We start from the raw sequence: 22757 nt of genomic DNA, 5'->3' as shown, positions 1-22757 counted from the left end.
GTGCCGCGTCGCATGTTACATGCTTTTCCGCGGCGTGCCCAGTTTCCTCTCCGAACGCGCCGCGGACCCGCGTGCGAGGCGGGCGAGGAGCAACAGGCCGAAGGCAGAGAGCCATGCGTTCGAGGCGCCGCCATCGCTGGCCGCGCAGGAAAAGCCGTCGCCGCGGAGCGTCGGGGTGCCTCGAGTGCTTTCATTGCCGGTTCCGATACCGCCGCCGCCCCCGCTTCCGCCGGTGCCTCCGCTTCCGCTACCGCCGCCGCTACCGCCGCTACCTCCGCTGCCGCCGCCGCTGCCATTGCCACCACTGCCACCGGCACCGCCGCCGCTGCCGCTTCCGCTTCCGCTTTCGATGAAGCAGCTTCCCGCGAGGCAAACCCCGAGCGAGCCGCCGACATTGCACGGCGTATTGTCCGCCACCGGCGCGCCGAGGCAATTGCCGGTGCTCGGCTCGCACAGGCCCACCATGCAGGGCCCCGGCGCAGGGCAATTCTTCGGTTGGACCTCCACGCAGGCGCCATCCTGGCACGTGCCCGCCACCGTGCACAGGTTGCCGTCGTCGCACGGAGTGCCGTCGCCGAGCGTCGACGCATTCGTCTTGCAATCACACCCGTCGCCGGCCCCGTCGCCGTCTCCGTCGCCGTTCTGGCCGCCGTTCGGAATGGTCGGGCAAAGATCCAATGGGTTACCCGCAGGGTCGAAGTCCGGGATGCCGTCGTCGTCGTCGTCGGGATCGCAAGAATCTCCGAGCGGATCGACGTCGCTGTTCGTCTGGTCCAGGTTCGGCACCTTGGGACAGTTGTCCTCCACGTTCGGCTTGCCGTCCCCATCGGCGTCATTCGAGCACTTGCTCACGCCCTCGACGCAGAGCGCCCCGGCGGCACAATCCTGATCCGCGGCGCATTTCTCGATGCACGCGCCGCCGAGGCAGGCATAAGGCGCGCAATCGATCCCGCTCGGGATCGTACAGGTGCCGGCTCCATCGCATTGCGACTCCGCGTAGGCCACCGAGCCCTGGCAGGTCGGCGCGGCGCACTTGGTCCCCGCAGGCAGCGGCGGCCCTTGGCACGCCCCGGTGGCGGGCTCGCACGTCCCAGGGCCCTGACAGGGCTCGGGCTCGCCGCACACCACGGGACTTGCGCCGGACGCGCAGAACCCCGCCTTGCATGCGTCGCCCGTCACGCAGAGATCCGCATCCTGGCAGGGTGTGCCGTCGGGCTTGATGGGGTCCGAGCACATACCGGTCACGGGGTTGCACTTGCCAACCTCGTGGCATTGATCGAGCGCCGTACAGACGACCGGGTTGGTCCCGCTGCATGTCCCGGCCATGCAGACATCCATCTGCGTGCACGCATTCTTATCGTCACAACCCGAGCCATCCACCTTGCTCGGGTTCGAGCAGGTCCCGGTCACGGGGTCGCACATCCCAGGATCGTGGCACTGGTCGAGCGCCGTACACGTAACCGGATTCGAGCCGACACACTTGCCGGCCTGACACGTATCGATCTGCGTGCAGAGATTGCCGTCGAAGCACTCGAATCCTTCGGGCTTGCTCGGATTGGAGCAGAGACCCGTGAGGGTGTCGCACGTCCCGGCATCGTGGCATTGGTCGAGCGCCGTGCACTGCACTGGATTCGTTCCGACGCACTTGCCGGACTGGCAGGTATCCGTCTGCGTGCACGCATTGCCGTCGACGCAATCGGTGCCGTCGGGCTTGCTCGGGATCGAGCAGACCCCGGTCGCCGGATTGCACGTCCCCGCATCGTGGCATTGATCGACCGCCGTGCAAACGATGGGGCTCGCGCCGACGCATACGCCGGCCTGGCAGGTATCGACCTTTGTGCAGGCGCTGCCATCGTCGCAGGCAGGGCCCGTGAACAGAGAGCAGGTCCCGTCGTTGGCGGCGCCGGCGGCCTTGGAGCAGGCGTCACAAGGACCTGCATTGCAGGCCGATTTGCAGCAGACGCCGTCGACGCAGAAGCCACTCAGGCATTCCACGTCGCTCCCGCACGCGATGCCGTCCAGGCCGGGCGAGAGGATCTCGATGCTGGAGAGGCTCGCCGCATTGAATCCGCCGACCACGGCGAGCCGCCCGTCGTCGAGCAACGTGGCCGTGTGGAGATTGCGCGCAATCGTGAGCGAGGGCCCGGCGGTCCACGTGCCCAAGGGAGTACCCGCCCCCGTGAACTCGGTCGACGCCGTGAAGGTCGTCGAGAAACCGCCCACCGCGAGGGCGCTCCCGTTCGGCATGAGGGTCATGGTATGCGCATACCGCGACGTCGCGAGGCTCCCCATTGCCGTCCAGGTATCCGTGGCCGGGTCGTAGATCTCCGTCGTCGCCTGCGAGGTGCCATTCGTCCGGCCCCCGACGACGAGCACCTTGCCATCCGCGAGCCGCACGGCTGTATGCTGCTCACGCGCGACGGTCATGTTCTTCGGCGTGCTCCAGGTATCCGCGACTGGGTCGTAAATCTCGTACGTTTGCAGGGTCGCGGTGTTCCTGCCACCCGTGACGAGCACGCGACCGTCCTGGAGCAGCGTCGCGACATGGCGCTGGCGGATCGTGCTCATGGAGGCCTTGGTCGCGAAGGCGCCCGCTGCCGCGGCGTCGAGCAGCTCGACAGAGCTGAGGACCGCGGCGTTCGTCCCGCCAACCACGAGGATCCTGTTGTCCGCGAGGAGCGTCATGGTATGATATGCGCGAGCCGTCACGAGGGAGGGGCCAGCGGTCCAGGTATTGCTCGTCGCGTCGAAGATCGCGGTGCTGTTCTGGTAGGTGCCGCTCGTGCCGCCGACGGCGAGCACCCTGCCGTCGGGGAGGCGTGTCGCCGTGTGTCCGGTGCGCGCGACGCTCATGCTGGCCTTGGCGGTCCACGTCGCGGTGGCCACGCTCCATTGCTCGACGGATGCCGTGGGCGACGTGCCCGTGCCGCCGACGGCGAGGATGTCGCCATTGGCGAGTTTCGTCGCCGTGTGATCGCGGCGCGCCGTACCCATGGCGGTGCCGGCGACCCAGCCCGGATCGACGAGCACCTCCTCGCCGTCCGTCTCGAGGAAGAGCTCGATCCGCTGGTCGCGCGCAACCATTCTCGCGGGAACCTCCCGGCCATCCCTGGCGAACGCGAAGGGCGCGGTGACACGGAGGGCGGGAATGCCTTTGGCATCGAGGACGACGACGGAGGGACCATCCTGCGCGATCGGAGCGCCGGAGATGTCCCAGGTGAGGACGGGGGTATTCCTTCGAGCGACGCCGGCTTCGAGGTGAATCCATTCCTCGAATCCGTCGGGCGCGACGGTCCAGAAGGAGGTGCCGCCGGCGCGGGCGTAGGCGACGGCGCGGGATTCGACGGCGGCGGGGCCGGAGGTGTCGAGCTCGCGGACGTCGATTTCGATGCCGGAAGGGGCGCGGAAACGGAGGGGGGCGTCGCCGCGATCGGGGAGGGTGAGGTCGATGTCCGGACGGTGGTTCTCGGGTGCCGTGATGAAGCCGGAGGAAGCGCGGACGAACCCCGGGCCGCGGTCAAGGGCGAGAGACGCTTGGTCAGGGAAGTGGAGACGGACTGCGGAGGCAGGTGCGGCGGCCGAGGCGGATGCGGACACGGATGCGGGATCGGCGCAGCCGAGGGCGAGGAGCGTCGGGAGGAGGAGGGCAGCGGGGAGGAGGGGGCGTCGGCGCATGGCGGGGGAATCGGAGGGCAGCGGGGTGGTGCAGCGATTGTACAGGGCGGGCGAGGTGGGGGGCAAGTTTCGAGGAGGTCAGGGGGTGAGCTTGGTGAGAAAGATGTTGGCGTAGAAGTTGGCGACGAGGGGGCCGGTCCCGAAGTCCAGGGACCCGAGAAACCATCCCGCAATGAAAACGTTGTCAATCACGGTGCTGGTAGCAGCCTGGCTGGACGCATCCCCCGAGCGCCTGCTCCAGAGGTGATTCCCGTTTGGATCGAGCTTGGCCACGAAAGCGTCCCATTCGCCAGCGCTCACCAGTGGGCCACCGCCGAAGTCCGCGGCGTTGTAAAACCTCCCAGTGATCACGACATTCCCCGTGCTGTCGGTCGCGATGGCATTGGCTTCCTGTTCGTGCCAGAGGGTTCGATGGACGCGCGCGGATGGTCAGGGCGTGAGCTTCGCGAGGAAGATGTCGGAACTGCCGGCGCTCGTGAGCGCCACGCCGCCGACGAGCATCGCGCCGCTGAATGCACCGGTGATCACGACATTGCCCGCGTTGTCGATGGCCGTGTCATAACCATTCTGCCCGTCCGCATCCCCGTAGCGCCTGCTCCAGACGTGATTGCCGCTCGAATCGAGCTTCGCCACGAAGACATCATCCCCCCCGGCGCTCGTCAGAGGTCCGCCGCCCAGGTCCACGCTGCCATCGAACCCCCCGGTGATCACCACATTGCCCGTGCCGTCGGTCGCCGCGGCGCGAGGGACCTGGTTCCCTGGCCCTCCAAAACGGCGACTGAAAACGTGGTTGCCGTTCGTGTCGAGCTTGGCCACGAAACCATCATAACCACCCACGCTCGTGAGAGGGGCCCCGCCGAAGTCCAGCGAGCCATCGAACCACCCAGTGATCACCACATTGCCCGTGTTGTCGATTGCGACGCCTTTCGCCTCCTGAAAGACCGCATCCCCGAAGCGGCGGCTCCAGACGTGGCCGCCATTCGGATCCAGCTTCATCACGAAGACATCCGCGTCACCTGCGCTGGTGAGCACACCACCGCCGAAATCCACGGCCCCCTTCAAGGACCCCGTGACGAAAACGTTTCCCTGGGCGTCAACGGCGACGGCGGTCGTGAACTGACCGGTGTTCGGATCCTCGAAGCTTCGACTCCAGAGAGGAGCGCCGCTCGTACCGAACTTCGCCACGAGTATCGCACGAGTGCCTGCGCTCGTATGAGGACCGCCGCCGGGATCCACCGTTCCCAGGAAGTAACCCGTCATCACGACATTGCCCGCGCCGTCGACCGCCACCGCACTCGCGCGCTGCTCCGCCGCATCGCCGAGACGACGGCTCCATAGGTGGTTGCCGCTCGTGTCGAGCTTGGCGATGAAAATATCGGACGAGCCCGCGCTCGGGAGGGGGCCACCGCCGAAATCGAGGGTGCTCTGCGCGTCGCCGACGATCACCACATTTCCGGCTCCGTCGACCGCCGCGGCTTGCGCGTCGTCCTTCTCCACGCCGCCAAAGCGGCGGGCCCACAGAGTCGTGCCGTTCGTACCGAGCTTGGCCACGAAGACATCGGTGGACGAGTCCGCGCTCGTGAGCGGCCCGCTCTCGAAGTCGACGGTGCCTTGGATACCACCGGCGATGACGATGTTGTTCGCGCCGTCGATCGCCGTGGCATAGGCCCCCTGATATGCGGAATTCCCGTACGCCTTGCTCCACAAGCCGGCTCCCAGACACTCACTCGACCCATCACAATCATCGTCCACATTGACCGTCGCGCACGTCTCCTGCGAAGGTACGACCTGCCCCACGCACGAACCGAAGAACCCGTTTTGACACGTTCGCTGCCCCGGCTTGCATGCCCCGACTCCATTCGTGCCGGTGGGACCCGTATAACATTGCGCCACCTCTCCTGGGACGCACGCACAGTTCATCCCCTCTTCATTCTCCAGACCATCGCAGTCCTCATCGCCGGCCATGGTGCAATCCTCCACCTGTGGCAGCACCTCCCCCACGCAGTCCGACCAGGCCGTCCCCGTGGCATTGCACCAGTGGCTTCCAGCCATGCATATCCCCACCGGCGTACCTCCGTAGGGGCATGCCTCCCACGCTCCCGAGGCGCAAACCGAGTTGGTCGGAGCGACCAGCGGCAGGTCGATACAAGCCGTGCCGGGTTGATTGCAAGCCGCGGCTGGGCCGGCCCCCGTTACGGGATCGGAGACGATGGGCATTGCAGGATTCCCAGCCGTGACGAGGACCGTGCCTCCTTTCTTGAAATCAAGGCACGCGTATCCATCGGAGTCGCTGATCTTGGGACTGGTGTTCCCGGCATAGTCGACAGCCACGGCCCCGAGACTGACGTTCGGCACTGCGTTCCCGTCCGCGTCCAGGAGATGAACCCGAACACAATGCTTGTCGTCCCATCGCGCATCCGCATTCCACCACGTGAAATGCCCCACATGCGCCGCCCATGCCGTTTTTCCGGGCTCCGCCACCGAGGCCTGCACCGTGCCTGCGCCTTCCTCCCGCCAGATCCCCGCATCCAGATCGAACCACCACGCCGGGATCGATAGCCCTTCCTGCACGTTCATCGCGATCGAATCCGGCAACACGAACTCCAGCGTCGCCTTCTTCCCGGGCGCGAGCTGCAACCGCTGCGCCCCATTCCACAACGTCACCTCCGCCATGAAAAAGCTCTCGAGCCCCACCACGGATCCATCCGCCTGCACGATCCCCTGGAGTGGCCCTGGCACATGGACGAGATCCGTCGTCGGATCCAGCGGCACGATCGTCGCCTCGGCCATCCCCGTGAACGGCTCCCCGTTCGCGTCCACGATCGCATTCGACGGGATGGTCACGTGCACCGGCCCCTGATCGAGCGCCGCCCCCGCCGATGCATCGAATGGTATGCGAGATGGTAGCGGAATCAGACGCGCCACCGTCCCGCCGTGCGCGCCCTCCGGCAGCTCCACGACCGCGCTCGCGGACGCATACCCCCAGCGCTCGACACGCGCCGAGAATCGGCCGGGGGTCAGGTTTTCGTAAAGAATGTATCCGGCGCCATCCGTCGGGCGTGTCGTGTCGCCGAGCGCGGTGACCAGCGCTGAGGGGATGGGAGTGTTGCTCGTATCGAGGACCTGAACGAGCAGGCTCGTCCCCCGGGGCTCGTGAATCGTGCCCCCGTTCTCGCCCGGGGCAGGATCGTCGCCACAGGCGGCGAGATGCAACACGAGGAGCGACAGAAGGCGGCCGGGGCCGAGGGACCAGAACGAATCACGACAACGCATGTGACCCTCCTCCGATCATCACTGTACATCGGGGCAGGATCACGGCCAAGAATCGCGCCTCCCGGCGGACCGGCGTATTCGCGGAGCTACGTGTGGCGTGAGATCAGGGCTTGATCGTCATCGATATGGTATGCAGCACTTCATCCCCGAGATCGAACCGCAATCGGTACGTCCCCGGCGTGAGGCCCTTCGTGGAAAGCATGAATCGATAGGTACCCGACGGTCCGACGGGCTGGAAAACGTTCCCGGGGCCGTTCACGCTCTTCGCAGGCGACTCGGGCCCCACGACACCACCCACGACGCGCGCCACGAAGAGCTGCGCTGCGAGCGTCGAGATGTCCGCGCTCGGTCCGGTGAGCTCGAATCGCACCGGGACAGTTTGATTCTTCTTGAACGTGTTCGTACCGCACTCCGAGAGCGGCGGCAGGACACCTCCCCACGCGAACGTCACGCGCACGTCGAACGATCCATTCGCGACGTTCCCGCTCGCGTCCGTGGCCTGACACGATACCGTCGTTTCGCCCGGCGGGAATGCCGTTCCGCTGGGAGGCACACAGGACACCGCGAGCGCCCCATCGACGGAGTCTCCGGCCGTCACCTCGTACGATACGCTCGCGCCGGAGGCGCTCGTCGCGTACGCTTCGAGGGTCGCCGGGAGCGAGAGCGCGGGCGGCGTGGAATCCGCGACCGTCACGGGAAAGACGACCGTCGCCACATTCCCGTACCAATTCATCGCTTCGCACGTCACCGTCGACGTCCCCGCCGAGAACAGCGAGCCCGACGCGGGCGCGCAGTTCACGGGCACTGCGCCGTCCGCGGCGTCGAGAGCGCTGACATCGTACACGACCACGGCCCCAGCGCTGCTCGTGGCCTCGACCATCAGTGACACCGGAGCGTTGATCACCGGCGGAGGCACGGCGCTGCAATCGAGGCGAAGGTCGAGGTCGGTCACCGGCGGCGGGACGGGCAGGACGTCTGTCTCGACGAACGGGATCGCCGGATCTTCCGCCGAGGTGCAACCCGGCTTCTCGGCACGTACGACGTAATAACCTGCGACCGTATCCCAGCCGAAATGTCCACGCTCGTTCGAGTACATGGGGTTCTGACGGTTCGCGGGGGACATGATGGCGCTGCCGTCGGGCACGACGTCGAATGGCCCGTCCGGACCATCGGAGCGGAACAGCGTCACGAGCGCGCCCGCGATACGATTGCCGTTCACGTTGTTCACGTGGCCGCTGGGATCGATGTATACGTTGAGCGGCGGCGCTGGGATCGAACAGGGGTTGCCGTCGAGCGCGGAGGAGGTGAACTGGATGCTCACCCAGCCGTGATCGGGATAGAATGGGCCCACGTCTCCCTGGAACAGGCCGGACCCCGGAAAAGACTCGGTCAAACAACCGGACGCGATGGCCGCGCCCGAGGTCGAACCAAAACCGGGAAACACGTCGTAGCACACGCTCCCGCCTGCGCACCCGTTGACCATGAGCGTCAGCGGGTCCTGCCAGAAGACCGCGGGAGAATCGGGCACGGAGCTCGGTCGCGAAGGCGTGATGACGGCCTGGGATGGCCCACTGCTCCCGAGGAAAAGTAAATCCAGACCCGTATAGGCCTGCCCGATGACGGGCGTCACGGAAATCGTCGTCGAGGGCGGGACCCAGGTGGACCCGGCCGGAGGATAGGCCGACATCGTCAACGGCCCTCCATCCGTGGCATTGACATCGATCGGGACCGTATAGACCCCCTGAGCATTGGTGACAGCGAAGAAGCATGTGCCGCCCGCGTCGCAGAACTGTACCGTCGCTCCGGCGAGCGGCGCGCCCGAGGGATCATAGAGGGTCCCCGAGACTGCCGCCCTCTCGGGAGGAAGGCCGCCCCGAGGCTGCTGGATGTATCGGCCGGGAACCGGAGTATTCAAGCTCCCGCTAACGAGCGCGTTCGTCCGGCCGTCTCGAAGCTCGCCTGGATAGGTCCCCGATCCAGGGAAGCCCCCCCATAATCCCTGGGAAGCGCCGACCCACACCGGAAACTCGTATCCGTCCGCGACCTGCGAGAGGTACGTGCCGTCCCAGCCGATGTGATCGTAGTTCATCACGACGTCGAAATCGCCGAAGCCGATGTCGGAGCGGTCCACGAGGATGAGCTGGAATCGATTGAGCTCAGCGGCCCCCATGTCAAAATACCCGACACCATTGGTCCCTCCCCAGTTCACGCAGAACGCGGGCCGTCCCCCGTACGTCGTCTGGCCGTAGGTCACCTCGTCGGACGCCGGGTTTCGAGTGTCCAGATCGCTCATGAACGGCGCGATGATCGTACGCCACGTCGTATCGAGCTGCAGATCCCAGTAGTTGAAATACGTTGGCGGAGAGGCGCCAAACGCGACATACCCATTGTTGACGACATGAACACTCGTATACGTGCCCCCATTGATGACGACGGGGAACCCCAAGGGCACGTCGGCAGCCCACCCGTCATCGGTCCGAGGGAGCACGTGCGTCGCGCAGTTTGGATCGCTAATCATGGCGCCTGCTCGTGCGGGCGAGGCGCCGAGCAATACGACCGTGGCCGCGAGCAGAGCAGCGGCGAGGCGGGTGCGTGAATCTATGATATGGACGCAGGGAAATCGTCCGGTCCGTAGCATGTCGAGACCCTTCCTGTGGATGGCTGCGCGCGTCGGGCGGCAGGCGAAAAATTCGTTCGGTTCAGCCAGCAGGCAGAAGTCAGGATACTTGCGTTGCCCCCGCGCTACAAAACTCTGCGCATTTCTCCCCACGACGACGTCGATTCCCAGAAAGTTGACACAGGGAGCTCGGCGTTGATGGTACCTCCGCGCCGTACCGCTTCACGAAGGAGTTTTCTCATGAGCACCGTCCTCCGCCGCGCCACCCTTGTCACGCCTTTGCTCGGCCTCGCAGCATGCAGCTCGGGGTCGACCGAGGAGCCCGAAGAGCGCATCGCCGCCACGACGAGCGCCCTCTCCACCTGCGTCCTCCTCCAGCGAGGTGCCTCGGGCGACCTCGTCGATGCCTCGATCTCGTCGAACCAGCCAAACAAAAACGCGGGCTCGGACAAGAACAACCGCACCGGCACCACGGGGGCCACGCGGCGGTACACGTTGCTACGTGCAGATACGAGCGCCATTCCGCCCTATGCCACGGTCGAATCCGCTACCCTCACGTTGTGGCAAGCCAACGACGGCGGCGCCACGTTGCGCCTCCACCGCGCGAATGCCGCCTGGGATGAGGCCAAGGTGACATGGAACAACTTTGCAGGTGCCTTCGATCCGACCATCTTGGCTTCGACGCCGAACGGCGGCGTCAAATACGACGGCCCCATCTCCTTCGACGTCGGAGCGATTGCGCAGAAGTGGATCAGCCATCAGCTCCCCAATGACGGGCTCCTGATCGACCAGGATGCCCCGGGCACGACCCAGCTCCGCGCGAGCGAGCACGGCAATCACGCGTTCCGTCCCAGGCTCGAAGTCTGCTACACGACGCCGGACACGGACCCCAGCGTACCCCAGGGGACGAGCGTGTTCCTGCGGGTCATGGATGTCAGCGGCACGCCGATTCCTTCGGCGACCGTGAAGCCCGCCGGCGCGTCCTCGCCCATTCCCACGAACGGCGTCGGGTACCTCCTCCTCGACAACCTCGCGGCCGGGCGATTCTCGGCGCGCGTCGAGCGTCTGGGGTATGCGCCTGCCGCCGTGGCCGTGGATGTCCCCCAGGGGACGCATGGTGGTATCGAGGTGCGTCTGCACCCGCTCCCCCCGCCGATTCCCTTCGACGCTGCGATCGGCGCGGCGCTCGACGTGGGCAACGTGCACGTCACCATCCCCTCGAACGCGCTCGTGGATCGAAATGGCGAGCCCGTTTCGGGTACCGTGACCGCGACGATCGTGCCCCTCGACCCCTCCGCTGGCCTCTCGACCCTGCCGGGGCCGCTCGAGGCGTTGACCGGATCGGGCGACCTGGTCTCGCTCGAGAGCTTCGGGATGGCGGAGGTGACGATCTGGCAGAATGGTTTGCCCTTGCAGCTTGCCCCGGACAAGAAGGCGATGCTGGAAATCGTGCTCTCCCCCGCGCTCGCATCGAGGGTGACGCTCGGAGATACCATGCCCGCATGGTGGCTCGACCTCGACGACGGGATCTGGCGCGAGGACGGCGTGGGGGTGTTCCAATCATCGCTCACAGAGGTGGGAAAAACGGCCTGGAAGGCGGAGGTGGAGCATTTCACGTGGTGGAATGCGGACAGGCCGTGGACCGAAAAGAACTGCTTCATCGTGCCGGTGCAAGACGACAGCGGCATGGGAATCGAAGGTGTTCCCGTGCAGGCCTACGGCGTGAGCTACTCGGGTGCGTCGACCCCGCAGGTCACGGACGGCAGCGGCTACGCGTGCGTCGACATCATGCTCGGCGGCACGGCGAACATCTACGTCGGCAACCCGGCGAGCCCCTTCACGACCGTCACGGTGACGGGATCCGGGCCGCCCAGCGATTGCGCTGGGAACGGCGCCGGCTGCGTCGTCCTCGACACGACGTTCGTGCCCTTCTCGAACATCTGCCTCGGCGACGTTCAATCGACGGCATGCGCGTACACCGGCCCTCTCGGCACCGAGGGCGTCGGCGCTTGCAGCGCGGGAACGAGGACATGCGATTGGACGGGCACCGGCTGGATGAATTGCGCGGGTGAGGTGACACCCATGCCCGAGCGATGCGGGACGCCCATCGATGACGATTGTGATGGCCTCGTCAACGAGGAAGGCGATGATTGCCCCTGCACGCCGGGACAGACGATCTTCTGCTACACGGGCCCCGCGGGGACGCTTGGCGTAGGTGTTTGTCAGGGCGGCACGCGCACCTGCGCCGCGGATGGGCTCGGGTATGGGCCGTGCGTGGGGCAGATCGTGCCGACGACGGAGGATTGCTCGACCGCCGCTGTCGACGAAAACTGCGACGGCACCCCGAGCTGCGCGTGCGCGGACGGTGTACCCGGGAAGGTCGCGTGCTGGCCCTTCGACGAGAGCACGGGCCCTGCGAGCGTGGACGAGCTTGGCGGCTTCAATGGAGCCTGGATGAACGGTCCCACGCCCGTGCCGGGCGTCTTCGGCACGGCGCTCTCCTTCGACGGGATCAACGACTGGGTGAGCGTCCCCAGCGCCGCGGGACTGAACTTTGGAACCGGCGATTTCTCGCTGAGCTTTTACATCCGCACCACGGCGGGCGGCGTGATCCTGGACAAGCGTGTCGAGACCTCCGGGCCGGTGCGTGGATTCGTGATCAGCTCGCTCAGCAACAACTTGATCTTCCAGCTCTCGGACGGGGGATGGACGAATTACTACACGGGCGTGAACGTCGCCGACAACCAGTGGCATCACGTGGTCGTGACGGTCGATCGCGATCAACCGGACGGCATCAAGGTTTATCGGGACAAGGTCCTGATGAGCACGCACAACCCGCTCGTCCGGCCGGGGGACATCTCGAACAACATCCCATTGACGTTCGGGCAGCGCTCGGATGCTCCGGGGTGGCCCGGTAACTTCCAGGGCGCGCTCGATGTGGTAAAGCTCTTCAATCGAGCGCTCACGGCGGCGGAGGTGATGGCGCTGTGAGCTGGGGGGGCAGGAGCATCGAGCCGGAGCTTGGCTTGATGCTCCTGCTGGGAGGGGTCACTGCGTCGTCGAGGTGCGTGACGGATCGTCAGCCAAGCCGGATCTTCTTGCCTTTCACCTGAACATCATGGTTGTTCGAGCGCAACACGAGCTGCGCCTTGGCGTCGATCTTTATGATGGTGGTGTAGAGCTGAATGGAGCTCTTGCCGTGAAGGATCCCCACCCTGCTGGAGTCGAAAAATAGCTTCTTGTTGTCGTCGGGCCCGGGACTGCTGAAGTTGGCGCTCTGGGTAAATCGGCCGAGGTGAAGTTTGTCCGCGTTGGCATGGAGCCCGTATCCCGTGCTGCCTCCGCTGCCACAGTAGAGTCGCTTTCCGCCGTGAAGCGTGGCTTGCTCTTCACCGGCGAGCTGGATGTTCGTCTTCGCTCCGACCTTGACCCCCTTGGACTCGGATGAAATCGTGACGTCACGCATCCCGCTGAGACGGGCCGGGCCCCACTCGGACTCGACAACGACTTCGATCGCCGATTTCACTGCGCTCTGAAGTCCGCCCCAGACCGTTGCATACGCGAGTGCCTTCATGCCCGTCGTCCCACCGACGAGATCGACAGTAATCGGCGACTTCATCGTCACGCCTTGACCGCCGTATATCGACGCGGCAACCCCGGCCGATACGGTCACGTACGTCTCGGCAGAGACGCCGACCTTGCCTACGCTTGCATCCGGTTGCGCGCGGAGCTTGTCGAGGGCAAGCTTCCCGAGATCCGCGATCAAGGTGCCCGCCTCCTTGGCTGCGTTGATCTTCCATCCCGGTGTGTGCCAGATGGGCTCCTTGTACACGTTCTTGTAACCGGACAGGAGAGCCCCGTACGCCGTCTGCATCCAGTCGAACGCTTCCACACAGTTTGCCAGGAACGATTCCTCGGATTCCTGTTTGATCGTTCCGGCGACAGGAGCATCATACCCCATCGTTTCAATGTGGCCTTCCATGGAACTGTGCGCCCGGATGAAGACGTCGCGCCCGGCGCCCATGATGACGTCCTGACCAGCGCCGATCTCCACGTGACCGCAATCGGACTGTACGAGTGCATACTGTGACTCGTGCCCTGCCGCTCGCATGATGATGTCTGCGGTCCGCGAGGTGAGGTAATGCTGGCCGTACGCGTCGTGCCACGCATTCGCGTCCGTCACCATCGAATACCCTTGCGATTCCTTGGGCACCTTCGGATCGAGGCTCGCGATGACGCATTCGTTCTTCGTCATCGCCGTCACCGGCCCGCCCAGCGACACGATCGTCGGCGACGTCTGCGTCACGTGGAAATGGACATGCGTATCCGTACGACCCGTGATCCCCTTCTCGTTGATCCGCTTATCAGCGTCGCACGCCTCCCCCAGGCTCAACGTCGCATTGTCGCTCGGCACGTAAATCGTGTACCGATTCGGCCCGCTCGTCGGCGTCGCAGGGGCATCCCCCGACAGATCCGTCTCGATGTTCCCGGTCAGCTCCGGATCCGTCAGCTTGATGATCTTGTTCTTGATTCGAGGCGGCATCTGGAATCACCCCTGTCGATCTTCCATCTCGACCCGGATCCCCGAATGGGTTTGGATCACCGATTGCGTGGCGTTGCTCGACGTGGACGGGCTCAACGTGTGCGGGTTCGGCACCGAGCCCATGATGATCGGCCGATCCGGATCTCCATCCACGTGTGCGATCAACACCTCCGCCCCCTTGTGCAGCGGGAAATGCGTCCCGTATCCGGATCCGCTGTACGGCTGCGCCATCCGGATCCATCGAGACGCCTTGGTTCCCCGGCGCCCGCTCGCATCGAACGGGAGCCGCACCCTGTAGCGCCCCTGATCATCGATCTGGGCCGTCTCGCCCTCCGTATCCGCGGCGATGTGCGCGTGCAGCACCCCGTGAATGCTGGGCCAGGGCGTCACCCGTTCCGGCCGGAATGGCACGTCGAGCGGAATCGCCTCGAAATGCGCCACGTAGCGCGTCTTCGCCTTCGGCTGTTCCTCCTCGTTCGCGCGCACGGGATAGCCGACGCGATGCTCGATCGACGTCACGAGGTACTTTCCGTCGTTCGCGTCGTCATGATGATCGAGAAGCTCGAAGGTGTGCCCCACGCGAAACCGTGCACAATCCGTGCGCGCAGAATACGTCCGCCGCTCCGCCAGGATCCGCTCCGCGCGTAGCTTCGCGATTGCCTTCCCCTCAGCCACGGTCTTGAAATGCTCGCCGTACGAGAACACGCTCCCGAAGCCCCGGTTCGTGTCGATGTCCACCTTGGCGGCGAGCGTGACCGCCGGCGTGCGGTAATTGTAATCTACCACGGCCATACGCGCCGGGATCCGGCGCTGCACGAGCCCCCAATCCCATATCGTTGGAAGCCCACCCGTCGACAGGTTGTTCCGCTCGCGGTAGCTCAGCTTCCTGGGATCCTCGATGGGCGTCGCGTCTTCGTTCGCATCGGCGATGATGAGCTTCTCCCCCTCCTCGCCGTGCTCGAACCAGTAGAAGAACCCTTCGTGCTCGAGCCATCGCTGCACGAAGTCCCAGTCACTCTCCTCGTACTGAACGATGTACTCCCGCTTCGGGCTCTTGCCGCTCACGAGGATGTCGAAGTCCTCGCCCTTCGTCAGGCCATACTCGACGAGCACCGCCTCGACGAGCTCCGGCACATTCACGTCCTGGAAGACCCGGTTGCTGGCCCCCAGCGTCAAGAGCCACACGGACGGCACCATCCTGGCGATGTAACGTGCCGCGACGCCACGCGCAGCGTCGAGCATCTCGATTCGCTCGAGGATCCCGTGCACCACGTCTCCGTCCTTGGGCCCCATCGAGATGGCACAAGGCGTGCGCAAAAGAGAGTCCAGCTCGTCGTCCGTGAGAGGCCCCTCGGGGCTCGCGAGCAGCAGCTCGAACTCGAAAAGCCGTGAGAGCCGTTCCTTTCCCCATACACCGTGCAGCTCGACCGTACGATCGTCGAGCCCCCCGGATACGAACGAAAGCTCGACGCCTTCGAGTCGTTTGTCTTCCGTCATCTGGAGTCATCCTTCCTCGAGGTCACATCGCCACGAGCACCTTCGTCTGCGAAGGCTTCACCTGGCTGCCCACCGGCGCGTTCGAGTTCGATCCATTCTGCGAGGTGGTCGACAGGTGGTGCACCACCTTCTTCCCTTTCGCATACACCTTGGGGCTCCCCGTCTTGAACTTGACCGAGCTCTTCTGCGTATTCGATACGAGCCCCTTGAGCACGCCCGACTCGTCGCCGCTCGAGTTCGGGATCTTCGACGAGAGGACCACCGTTTCCTTGTTTTCGATGAGGACGACGTTGATCGTCTTGTCCGTGCTCGACACGCTGCCGAAATTCGGATACGGGACGGGCACGCCGGGCGCCGGCGGCGTCTTGCAGGCGTCGGGGAACGCAAAGGTTTGTCCCCCTTTTTTGCTGGATCCGGGGATGTGCATCGTTCGCTCTCCTCGCTCAGCCGAGCAGCACCTTCTTGCCGTCCACCTTCGTCTCTTCCTTCGAGACGAGCTGCGTCCGCTTCGCCCGCAGCAAAAATGCGCCGCGCACGAGCGTGCGCGCCCTCCCAATCTTCGTCTCCGCCAGATCCGCGACCTCGCGGAATGCGTCCCGCGTCGTCTCCACGAGCTTCGTCGCCGAGAGCTCGTACTTCTCTGCGCTCGTCGCGATCCGCTGCGCCGTCGTCACGAGGTGTTGCGCCACCACCGTCGCCGCGCCCGTCACGAAATGGCTGGTCTTCGCCTCGAGCTCCGCCCGATCCGCGCGTAGCCTCGCGCCGTTTGGCGTGACAGACCACATCGTGCCCCCGGAAGACGTCTCCACGAGGCGCGTCGCTCGTTGCGTGAGATCCCGCGCCGCCTCGATGGTCACGTCCGTCCCCGCGCGCATCACCACGCGCCCGGCAGGCGCCGAGAAAACAAGATCCCCCGCGGGCGCCGCGATCTCGGCCGTTCCATTCTCGTACCGCACGAGGAGCCGCCCCTCGACATCGCGCAGCTCGAGCGCGTCGCCGCGTTGCTCCACGAATGCGCCGTCCGATGATCGCAATAACTTTCGCGTGACCACGCCCGAAGGCACGGCCTCCGCCTCGTCGTCACTGTCGCGCCAAACCTCTGCCGTGCTCTCGTTCGTCGTGCTCATGGCTCCTCACGCACCTGCCTTGAAATCCTCGGCCCGCGCCCGCTCCGCGTCCGTTCCTTCGCTCCGCGCCGTGCTCGCACCTCGCAGGATCGCCCCGTCTCGCGCCGTTCGGTGCATCTTCGAACTCTCCAGATCCGCGTCCGAGAAATCGCAAAGCTCGGCTCGCGCATGCGACAGATCACAGAACCTCATCTTTGCGCCCCGAAACGTCGCGCCGCGCAGATCCGCCCGGACGAACCGCGCTTCCGCGAGCCGGGCGCCGTCGAGCTTTGCTTTGCGCATCGTCGCCTCCTCGATACACGCGTCCTCCAGCATCGCCTCGCGCAGGTCCGCCTCGTCGAGGGTCGCGCCGCGCAGGTTGGCTCCCTTCGCGTCGATTCGTATCATCTTCGCGCGACGTAAATTCGCCCCGGCGAACCCAGCATTCGTCATGACGACCGACGTGAGATTGGCTCCCTCCAGGGAAGCTCCCTCGAACGTGGAATCCGAGAGGACGCATCCGCGAAAATCGACGCCGTCACACCGCGACGCGTCAAGCAACGTGCGCACGATATGCGCCCCTTGGACCCGCGCGCGCGTGAGATCGACGCCTGTGAGCACCGCGCCCTCGATGCGCGCTCCCGTGAGGTCGGCGCCGTCGAGCGAGCACCCGTCCACCACGGCCTGCGTCAAATCGACGGACGCGAGGACCGCGCCGTCGAGCCGCGTCCGCTCGAGCAAGGCCTCGGCGAGCTTGGCCCGCCGCAAGTCACACCCGCCCAGATCGGCTTCTCCGAGGTCCGACCCCTCGAGGTTCGCCCCAACGAGAGAAGCTCCGGCCAGCGAGGCGCCGCGCAGATCACATCTCGACATGTCGAGTCCGTCGAGTTTGGCCGAGCCGAACCGCGCCCCTGCGAAATGGCCACCGGCGAGCGGCGTCGATCCGAACGAGGCGCCTGACAGATCCGTTCCCTGCCACGACACGCCGTCGAGACGGGCCCCGTCGAGGTTCGCGCCTGCGAGCCTGGCGTCCGCGAGGTCTGCGCCCGAGAGAATGGCTCCACGCAGATCGCCTCGCGAGAGATCGGCGCGGTCGAGGCAAGCCCGAGTCAGGTTGGCTTTTCCCAGCCGGATGTTTGCCATTGAAGCACCCGAGAGCCGAGCGCCTTCGAGGTTTGCCCCTTCGAGCCACGCATTCTCCAGACACGCGCCTTCGAGGTTCGTGCCCACGAGCACGGTGCTCCGCAGATCGAGGCCATCGAGCCGCACGCCCGGAGCGTTTGTCCCCGTGAGATCCGCGGGCGGCCCGTGGGCGCGGAAGTCGAGCGTGGGAATCGTCGCCCTGGGCAAACGCGCGCCAAGGAAGCTCGCGCCGCCCAGGATTGTCTCGCTCAGGTCCACGTCCGAGAGGGACGCATTCCGAAGGTCAGCGTGGCTCAGATCGACCCCCGCAAGCACTGCGCCGTCGAGGTTCGCCCCTCCGAGGTTCATGCCCGCGAGCTTCGCGCCATTGAGCAGCGCGCCCGATAGGTTCGCTCCCGCCGCACTCGCGCCCTCGAAGGTCGCGCCGGTCAAGACGGCGCCGGAGAAGTCCGCCCCTTCGCAGTTTGCCGCGGCAAAGCTCGCTTGCGAGAGCACCGCACCGGAGAGGTTGATACCCTCGAGCACATTGGGAATTCCGCCTTCCGGCGTCGTCGCCACGAGCCCCGATGCATTCGCTCCGCGCAGCAGAGCACCCGAGAAGTCCACGTGAACGAGCCTCGCGCCCGTGAAAATGCACCGCTCGAATCTGGCACCACGCGCGCTCGCGGCGCGAAACTCGGCGCGGCTGAAATCGAGGTTCTCTCCGGAGAACCCATCGAGGCAAACGCCTTCGATCACCTCGCCCGCGAACGAGCCGCCGGAAGCGGCACGCGCCTCGAATGCTTCGCGTGTTCGGATCATGCGCGCCTCCCGAGCTTGGTCTGCGTCACGATGGCAAAGTCGAGATCGGCCCCGTCGAGCTTTGCCTTCCACGTCTCGGCGCCGTGGAGGTTGCATTTGCGGAGATCGGCGCCGGAGAGATCCGCGCGTTCGAGGCTCGCTTCCATGAGGTTCGCACCGAGGAACGTCGTCTTTTCCAGCTTGGCGCGGCGCAAGTTCGCCTCCTTCATGTCGGCGCCCGAAAAACTCCCGCGCCGACACGACGCACGGAGGAAATTCGAAGACACGAGGCTCGCGCCGATGAAGGACGACTCGTCGAGCTTCGCGTTCTCCCACGACGAGCCCGCGGCCATCGCCTTGCGGAATTTCGCGCGCGATAGCTCGGCGCCATCGCCGCGCGCGTCGTTCATGCGCGCCTCCTCGAACAGGACCGAGGCGCCGCGCGCGTCGTAGAGCGTCACGTCGGAGAGATCGGCGCCATTGAACACGGCGTTCGATATCGACGCCCCGGTGAAGTCGGCCTTGGGGAGCAGGGCCCCATCGAACCTTGCTCCTTCCCAGGTTCCCCCTGCGAAGATGGCTCCTTCTCCGCGAATGCCGTCGAGACGAGCCCGCGCGCCGCGGGCATTCGACAGGTCGGCGCCCTCGACCTTCGCCCCTTTCAGGGTCGCGTCCTCGAGGCACGCCTCCGTCAGGTCGGCAGCCTGAAGCTCGGCGCCGTCGAGACAGGCGCCCGCGAGATCCGAGCCGGAGAGCAAGGCCTCGGTGAGATCGGCCGCGACGAACCGGCAGCCGCGAAGAATCGCGCCGCGCAGGTCGGCGCCGATCAAGGATCGATTCGAGAAATCGAGGCCGGAGAGATCCGCGCCTCCGAGCTCCATTCCATCGAGGAGCTCATCCGTGTCGAGCATGGCGATCACGCGGGCGCGGAGCGTGGTCTCAGGTGTAGCCTGGTCATTCGCGGGCTCGGGGGCGAGGAGCGCGGCCATCTCGGCGATCTGCTCCTCGGCTACGCCTGCCTGCCGCAATGTCTCCAGGACACGCGCAGGATCGGGTGGGGGAGCCCGTGGAGGCTCGACCTCGCCAATACCTGCGGCTCGCATCTCCTGCGTGATCTTGGCCGTGCGTTGCTCGGCCTCGGCGAGCAGGGCCGCGAGCTTGGCTTGCGCGGCAGCCTCTTCCGGATCGTGCTCGGGCGCGGACGGGAACTCGATGACCTCGGGCTCGCCCTCGGGCTGCTCCTCTGCGCCATCTTCGTCCTCGGCCCGCAGCGCTCGCAAAAAAGCCTCCCGTGCGTCGCCCAGCGAAATGCTCGGTTCGGCGAGCGGCTCGGCGAAGGCGAAGAGCGCGGCGATCTCGGGCGCGTCGTCGTCCTCGACCTCGAGCAGTCCCCGCCACACGAGCTGGATCTTCATTGCTTCGACGTCGAAGTGGACGGTATCGAGCACGAGCCTCACCTCGCCGAACTGACCACCCGCCTCCTCGGTGCGTTGATAAAAGCAACGCGCGCGCATCGCGGGCAGGGTGCCCTCGAGGCGCGGGTGATCTTTGCGCATCCCGCGAATGTCGAATGGCTCGTCCCCGGCGAGGTGGTCGAGTTGCTGGCCCGCGGGAGCTGCCTGGAAGTACGTCCAGTCGAAGTCTTCCGGGAAGTAGGGCCATCGCCGTTCGAGCCAGCGTGCGTCGTAGGTGCCGAGCTTCGACCAGCGTTGCTTCCAGAGCGCCGGGATCGGCCCCAGACCGGCAGGTCGAGGTCTATCCGAAGGGCCCTTGATCAAGCGCTCGGGGTCCTCGAAATTGGGGAGCCGAGCGATCCCGTCCGGCCCTTCCGCTGCGCCATGTCCCACGCCGAGCGGATTGTCCTCCATTCCAGGGCCTCCATAAGCGCGCTCCCAACCGAGGGGAATGGAGTCGAAGCTGCGCGGCGCCGTAGGGGCCAGCGTGACGACGCTTTTCTCCCAGTATCGGTCACCGAACACTGCGAGGCGGCGCGCGAATGCGTTTTTCCCTCGCCCGAAGCGGAACGAGACTTCGCACGCGGTCCCCTTACCGGAAGGAGCGTACGCGCGGCCAGCGAGCGTGACGTCGGCCTTGGGCTTGAAAATCGAGATATCGGACGCGTAGAGCAAGCCCTTCTGCGGATCGTCGTCCTGATGGAGGTCTCCCGTGGGGAAGTCCGGTTCGGAGAGGAGCACCGCTGCGCTCCCCGGCACGATGGCGCAGGTCGCTTTGACCATCACCGTGATCGAGTCGCGCGGTGGACGCACCTGCCAGGGAGACGTGGCGACGGCGAGACGAGCCTCGCCAAACGTGGGAATCGTGTCCCCGGATCGGCGCGGGATTTCCGGCGGCGGTGGAGGCGCGTCCGGCGGCGGCGGCGGCGGAGGCGCAGTGATGAACGGCAATACAGGACCGCGTGATTGTTGTGCCTCCTCCGTGAGGTCGAGGGTGCCGCTCCATCGCTCCTCGTCATCTTCGATCACGATGCGTGGCGCGCGCGGGAGCGCAGGAGGAAGCGCCGCAGCGCCGCTCCCAGGGACGAAAGGCAGCGCTGGCTCTTTCGGTGCGGGAGGGCCGCCTCGAGGCAGTATGTACGTGCCCGCGAAACGTTCTTCGTCTCCCGGCTCCGCCTGCCGCGGCAGCGGTGCCGCAGACGGCCGCGGGACGAGCGGCGGCTTGGCCGGCGTCTCCACGACAGGGTTTGGCAAAGCTGCTACGCCTTTGAAGGGCAAACTCGCGCCCTTCGCGACGTTTGCCAGCGCAGTGAGGTCCTTCGTTTCAGCGAATTCCTCGTCCGTGGATGCGGAGCGCTGCGGCGGCGCGGGAGGTGGCGGCTTTTGGGGTGGGCTCGTCGGAGCGACACGTGGATTCGAATGGAAGGGCAACGCGGGGCCCTTGGCGCTGCCGCCCTGACCGAGCATGATGGTACCGGCGAAGCGTTCTTCGTCGTCCTCTGGGAGCGGTCCCGGCGCTGCCTCGGGTGGTGATTTCGTGCTGGGCGCGCTGCGAACGAGGGTGCGGGTCTCCGCGAAATCCGCGTCGTCGACGTCGTGCGTCGTGGTCACCGTGGGGAGCCGCTCGGGAAACTCGAGGGGCTCGCCGTACGGCTCGAGCCCTGCCGCCACGACGATGGTCGGGAGTTCGGCGTCCGTGACGGCGACGTTCGACCGGAAGACGAGGGAGCAGACTTGCCGATCCGTGTCGATGATCAGCGTGTCCGCAAAGAGATCGAGAGGTTGCCCGGTGGATGCGCCTCGATAGATGCAGGCGCGAGCTCGGATACCAGGGAGACACGTCCGGAGGACGGGCAATGCCGGGTGCATGCCGCCGAGCTGAATGGTCTCGTCACCGCGCAAAAAGGAGGTGCGCTGATCCGGAGGGGCCGTGTAAAAGTATTCGAAACCGAAATGAGGAGGAAGCTCGAGGCGAACACCCGAGGCATTGCGGGGGGCGAGGCCACGCAGCAATTTCGAGCGGCAAGGCCACGTTGGCGCGATGGGGCCAAAGCACGCAACGCGCGCCGGGTCGCGTGGATCGACGAGATTGGGGGCGTGGCCGTGCGCGGGATGGAGACCGACGGGGTTGGCCTCGGGATCCAGGAGGGCACGCTCGTAAACGAGCGGCATTCGCTGGAAGGGCACGGGCTCTTCCATGCGGCCGGAGCGATCGACGCGGCGGTCGCCGTGAATGTCGATCGTCTTCTGGACGAGGACCTGGCCGTCGCGGTGGAGCACGACGCGCGCTCCCGCAGAGGTGGCGGGCTTTCCAGGCGGTGCGTAGGCGTGACCGACGACGAGCACCTCGGCCCCTGCGCGATAAGGTGCGAGGTCACTCGCGGCGGCGAGGCTGAAGCGCGGATCGCCCGCGTGATGTACGTCGTGGAGGACGAGCGCGTCGGGCGCTCGAGCCGTGACGACGCCTTCGCGAACCAAGGCGAAGGTAGCCTTGACGACGACCGTGAGACGCGCGTCGGTCGCTCCCTGCGAGCGCCAGAGCACCGCCCCCGTGGAGACCGGTACCTTCCCAGCGCCAACGAGGTGCACAGGCCAAGGACGTTGATCGGTGGTCACGATGACAGGCCGTTACCAGCACGCCGATGCCTTTGTCATCTTTTGTGCGAAAC

At 66.0% G+C, this 22757-nt stretch carries 11 protein-coding genes; 1 reads left to right on the top strand and 10 read right to left on the bottom strand.

What is annotated here, in order from left to right; genetic code table 11:
- Positions 1–15 precede the first annotated feature (15 nt).
- The 4 genes from QHF84_RS08005 to QHF84_RS07990 form a co-directional block, all read right to left on the bottom strand.
- Positions 16–3675 (bottom strand): kelch repeat-containing protein, encoded by a 3660-nt coding sequence (locus QHF84_RS08005; RefSeq protein WP_281312601.1) that lies wholly within the window; start codon positions 3673–3675, stop codon positions 16–18.
- Positions 3676–3753: 78 nt separating this feature from the next.
- Complete coding sequence (locus QHF84_RS08000) at positions 3754–3948, bottom strand: hypothetical protein (protein WP_281312600.1); 195 nt, start codon at positions 3946–3948, stop codon at positions 3754–3756.
- Between the two features lie 156 nt (positions 3949–4104).
- On the bottom strand, positions 4105–6948 hold the full coding sequence (locus tag QHF84_RS07995; protein ID WP_281312599.1) for a hypothetical protein: 2844 nt from the start codon (positions 6946–6948) through the stop codon (positions 4105–4107).
- 103 nt (positions 6949–7051) lie between these two features.
- Positions 7052–9466, bottom strand: a complete 2415-nt coding sequence (locus QHF84_RS07990) for an HYR domain-containing protein (RefSeq protein ID WP_281312598.1) — start codon at positions 9464–9466, stop codon at positions 7052–7054.
- A 339-nt stretch (positions 9467–9805) separates the two neighbouring features.
- Between QHF84_RS07990 and QHF84_RS07985 the strand changes: the two genes are divergently transcribed.
- Positions 9806–12556, top strand: coding sequence for a DNRLRE domain-containing protein (locus QHF84_RS07985; protein ID WP_281312597.1), 2751 nt, complete (start codon positions 9806–9808; stop codon positions 12554–12556).
- 88 nt (positions 12557–12644) lie between these two features.
- Here the strand turns inward: QHF84_RS07985 and QHF84_RS07980 are convergent, their stop codons facing one another.
- The 6 genes from QHF84_RS07980 to QHF84_RS07955 are packed head-to-tail and all read right to left on the bottom strand — an operon-like array spanning position 12645 to position 22632.
- The gene (locus tag QHF84_RS07980) at positions 12645–14108 is read right to left on the bottom strand and encodes a hypothetical protein (RefSeq protein ID WP_281312596.1); all 1464 of its coding nucleotides are present in this window, start codon (positions 14106–14108) and stop codon (positions 12645–12647) included.
- Positions 14109–14114: 6 nt separating this feature from the next.
- Complete coding sequence (gene tssI, locus QHF84_RS07975; protein ID WP_281312595.1) at positions 14115–15605, bottom strand: type VI secretion system tip protein TssI/VgrG; 1491 nt, start codon at positions 15603–15605, stop codon at positions 14115–14117.
- Positions 15606–15627: 22 nt separating this feature from the next.
- The gene (locus tag QHF84_RS07970; RefSeq protein ID WP_281312594.1) at positions 15628–16032 is read right to left on the bottom strand and encodes a DUF4150 domain-containing protein; all 405 of its coding nucleotides are present in this window, start codon (positions 16030–16032) and stop codon (positions 15628–15630) included.
- A gap of 16 nt (positions 16033–16048) precedes the next feature.
- The gene (locus QHF84_RS07965) at positions 16049–16732 is read right to left on the bottom strand and encodes a DUF3540 domain-containing protein (RefSeq protein WP_281312593.1); all 684 of its coding nucleotides are present in this window, start codon (positions 16730–16732) and stop codon (positions 16049–16051) included.
- A gap of 6 nt (positions 16733–16738) precedes the next feature.
- A complete protein-coding gene (locus tag QHF84_RS07960; RefSeq protein ID WP_281312592.1) occupies positions 16739–18655 on the bottom strand; it encodes a pentapeptide repeat-containing protein in 1917 nt (638 codons plus the stop codon).
- Positions 18652–22632, bottom strand: a complete 3981-nt coding sequence (locus tag QHF84_RS07955) for a DUF2169 domain-containing protein (RefSeq protein ID WP_281312789.1) — start codon at positions 22630–22632, stop codon at positions 18652–18654. The genes QHF84_RS07960 and QHF84_RS07955 overlap by 4 nt, the downstream gene beginning before the upstream one ends.
- Positions 22633–22757: the final 125 nt, after the last annotated feature.

This window comes from Polyangium sp. y55x31 (genome assembly GCF_029946505.1).
Taxonomy (GTDB): Bacteria; Myxococcota_A; Polyangia; order Polyangiales; family Polyangiaceae; genus Polyangium.
This window is presented reverse-complemented; position numbering and strand designations above follow the sequence as displayed.